Origin of the sequence: Peribacillus sp. NPDC058002 (genome assembly GCF_042886655.1) — a bacterium.
Lineage (GTDB): Bacteria > Bacillota > Bacilli > Bacillales > DSM-1321 > Peribacillus > Peribacillus aracenensis.
This window is the reverse complement of sequence record NZ_JBHVQU010000272.1, coordinates 899-4454: the sequence shown is the minus strand read 5'-3', so window position 1 is coordinate 4454 and position 3556 is coordinate 899. Positions and strand designations below refer to the sequence as shown.

3 protein-coding genes are annotated in these 3556 nt (G+C 39.7%); all 3 read right to left on the bottom strand.

Features of this window, described 5'->3' with window-relative positions; all coding sequences use genetic code 11:
* A partial coding sequence (locus tag ACFVSH_RS23335; RefSeq protein ID WP_387708085.1) for an NUDIX domain-containing protein occupies positions 1-477 on the bottom strand: 477 nt, incomplete at its 3' end.
* Between the two features lie 1271 nt (positions 478-1748).
* Positions 1749-3278 carry a glycosyltransferase gene (locus ACFVSH_RS23330; RefSeq protein WP_387598326.1) on the bottom strand — a complete coding sequence of 510 codons (1530 nt, stop codon included), beginning with the start codon at positions 3276-3278 and terminating at the stop codon, positions 1749-1751.
* 103 nt (positions 3279-3381) lie between these two features.
* Positions 3382-3555, bottom strand: a complete 174-nt coding sequence (locus ACFVSH_RS23325) for a glycosyltransferase (RefSeq protein ID WP_387708089.1) — start codon at positions 3553-3555, stop codon at positions 3382-3384.
* Between the last annotated feature and the right edge of the window lies 1 nt (position 3556).

Here is a 3556-nt window from a genome sequence, read left to right as displayed (position 1 = left end):
GTTTATAATTGTATAATGATCGAATGCAAGATCTAATTGTAAGGCTTCCTGAATCGTGAACAATTCAACTTCGGCTGCATCGTCATTCGCTTTTCTTTGATGAAGAAACTCTTCCTGGACAATTGCATAAAAGGCATTGGAGATGATCCATCCTCTGGGATCGCGTCCCGGCTGGTCATAAACCCCGAAATGCTTGACATGGAATCCAGCTACACCCGTTTCTTCTTTCAATTCTCTTTTGGCTGCTTCATAAGCAGTTTCGCCAGCATTGACAAAGCCTCCAGGTAAGGCCCATTTATCTCCTTCAACATTGGGGCTTCCTTCCTTATCTTTTGTGGCACGTTTGATTAATAATAGCTTCAAAAACATTTCAGGCGGGGCTTTCTCAGCCGTTTTCTTCGCAGTAATCGTAAAGATCGCAATATCTGCTGTGTATCCATCTGGAGTAATATATTTCTTTTTTTCCTGCTGAGCCATGGCAACTCTCACTTTCTTTCACTAAGTATGGGATTAAGTAATTAGTAAATCATTAATTACTAATTATAGTACTCTTCCTTGTGTAATTTAGCAACTCAAAATCTGAAAAATTTTCTAATTATTTAAAAAAACATTTATTTTAAAACATGTAGGGGAAGACGCCTAACCTCCGACCTCTCACACCATTGTATGTACGAGTTTGGTATACGGGGTTCGTTTAAGTCTGACATTGTATTGGATATCTTTTGTCTAAATTTCTAACCCTTGATGGTACGAATTGTCCTTGACAGCCTCCATGGTTTCCATAGCACATCCTGAACTTTCTTCGAATCCATGAATCTAATTTCCTTCATACACCCGGAGTATCTACGAGCGTAATACCCGATTCACCCTCTGAGGAATTGCTTTAGCTTTCTTATTTTTGTCTTCCATGGGTATCGGTGATTTTCTCGAGGCCATTTCTCTGTTACGTTTCTTCACTCTCTTCAAGCTTTGGTGAGCCAGCCGAACCTTAGGAGTCTTCTTAGACCTCGTGAAACTAAACCTTTAACTGTTCCGCCCTTTTGAAGTTTCCGCGTTTTCACTACTTCTTCCTTCAAATAAGTTCCGTTAGGAATTGTTTGTTTCTTCGAAAGATAAGAATGACTAATATGCTTCCTCGTTAATCTGTTAGATCCTTCCTTATCCTTTCGAATAGACAAGTACTATTGACCTCTGCTGACTTCTGTTGATTCATCTGTCCATCACTGGTCAGGTTGCCAAGTCTACTTAGCTGTCACCAGGCCTCCCCGGTTAAGAGTACACCCTTTCCCTCCATCTCTTATGCTTCAATTACTTTGTACTTCCTTTGTCAGTAAGGACTTTGTTTTGTTCAGGAAAATCATCCAATGGAACCTAACCTTATATGGGGTTCGTGTTCCTCTGAATGGCTGTTTGCCGCTTGCTTCCTTCAGATTCCTTGTCACCGTGGACAACTTTGCATGAAACTAACCACTACTACTGCATATGTGGTAGGGGCTTTCACCCTATAGATTGCATTCATGCCGAGCGCACCAAAAAAAGGTCAACCAGTATTTTTTTACTGATCAACCTTATAATATGAAGCATCCGCTGCTTCATAAAGAAGAGTTATTATTTTTCTTTTACATTACACAAATCTTCCGCAACCTTTTTATTCTTTTATATCCAATTCCTTCTCTTTGCTCTATGGATATTAAGTTTAGTGTTTCAGGATAGCAAGGAATAGCAGCAACTCTTATCATCTTAAAGGTTCACGGCAACACCACTACTTTCTCCGTACATGAAGAGCAAAACTTGGCATATTGGATACACGTTTCTAATGAATCATTCGGCTCCATTGGCCACCATCGAATCGCCCCCAGGGGCGCCATCGACGCAAAGGCTTCGATTTCCGCAGGAATACGGCCAACAACAACCACTTCGATTTCTTTAAAATTGGTTTCTATGCCCTTTTGAAGAGTCTTAAATAATTGGGTATGCTCATTTGTAGGGCAAGAGTGAGGAATAGGAAACAAGATTGAAACTTTGGATAATTCTTCATGAATGATATGAGCAGTTTTTCTTGCGGGATTATCTGTAGTTGTCTCCCAAATACGACTATATGGCACTTCCTCTGGTAAATCTAGTTCTTCCAATCTTTTGTAAATCCTCTCGCGATAATAACTGTTTAGTTCTTTTACGAGGATTTGAATCTGCTTATTTCTCTGAAAAGTAGAGTTATCTCCATTTTCATTTCGATATTGGATGTAGAGTAAATTGGGAATCGAAATATACTTCGTATTAAGAAACGTTCGAACGAGCATGTCGTAATCGTCTGCAACCAATAGTTCTTCGCGATGACCTCCAATCTGATGGTAAAAATCTCTCGTCCACGCACGTGGATGATTCGGTAAACCAACCAAATGACGGATTGTATTCCCATTGATGGTAGTGTGTCTTTGCACATTTTGCCATCGATTCATTTCATGTACCCAGACACGATAATGTATACTGTACCCAAAGCCACAATCCCAACCATACCAATGAGCATTGTGGCTGCCTACGTGCACCTCTGCACAATCTCCATAAGCAAAGCCACATTCAGGGTGTTGCTGAAATGCATCGACAATTTTCTTTAGACAGTCAGGAGTTAGGTCATCATCATGATCTACTTCCACTAAAATTTCCCCTGTACATAGACCTGCTGCATACCGTTTGATTGCCCCTATGTAGCCATTGCGGGAATCTTGGCGATACCTCCTCACACGGGGATCATCTAGAGGGAGTAAGTCTTGGTTATATGTCTCATCATCATCACCGGAGTCATCTACAATCACCCATTCCCAATTGGAGTAAGTTTGATTCAGTAGGGAACGATAAGGTCGCTGAATTTTTTCTTTGGACTTGTAACTGGCTGTAAATACAGACACTAAAGGAGTATCTGAAGAAAAACGGGTCGACAGTAGATTTTTATTTTCTGGGAAAGGATCTGTCTGTTTGAGCCAGCAGTAAAATAAGTTGTATGGTTGAACTTTTGTTGGAGAATCGAAATGTAACCAACGTTTTCTCTCCTGAACAGGTAACACATTAAGTTCTCTGAATTGTTCCCACTCCGTTCCTAATGAAACATAGACGCGAGGATTTTTAGGATTTATATCCAATAATGCATCATCAGGTCCATACATCTTCACTGTAATGCCACTTTCAGCCAGTCTCATTAACATTTCTTCCAATCCATCCCCTGAATTCCTCTTTGAAACAAATAGATGGACTGTCAATAGCGGAGTATGATTGGTTGTCATATATGCCCTCCTAAAATAATATAGGTATCAATTATCGTGAATACAAAAGATAGAAATTTTATCGTTCTTATAGAATCACCAACATTCGAGTCCAGAATTAGAATTATCCATATATCAACTTCAACAGAGTTACTAGTCTTTTCTCGTAAGTATGACTTTTTAATGTTTGAATATACCCTCTCTGCGCAATCGCATTTCGCTCCTCGTCATGGTTTAAATAATAGTCTATCTTTTCAGTTAATTCGGAAGGAGATGTGTAAGTTTCAATTTCATTCACT

What these genes read in the sequence shown, in the direction of transcription:
- ACFVSH_RS23330 (WP_387598326.1), bottom strand. Translation starts at nt 3,278, where the DNA reads ATGACAACCAATCATACTCCGCTATTGACAGTCCATCTATTTGTTTCA.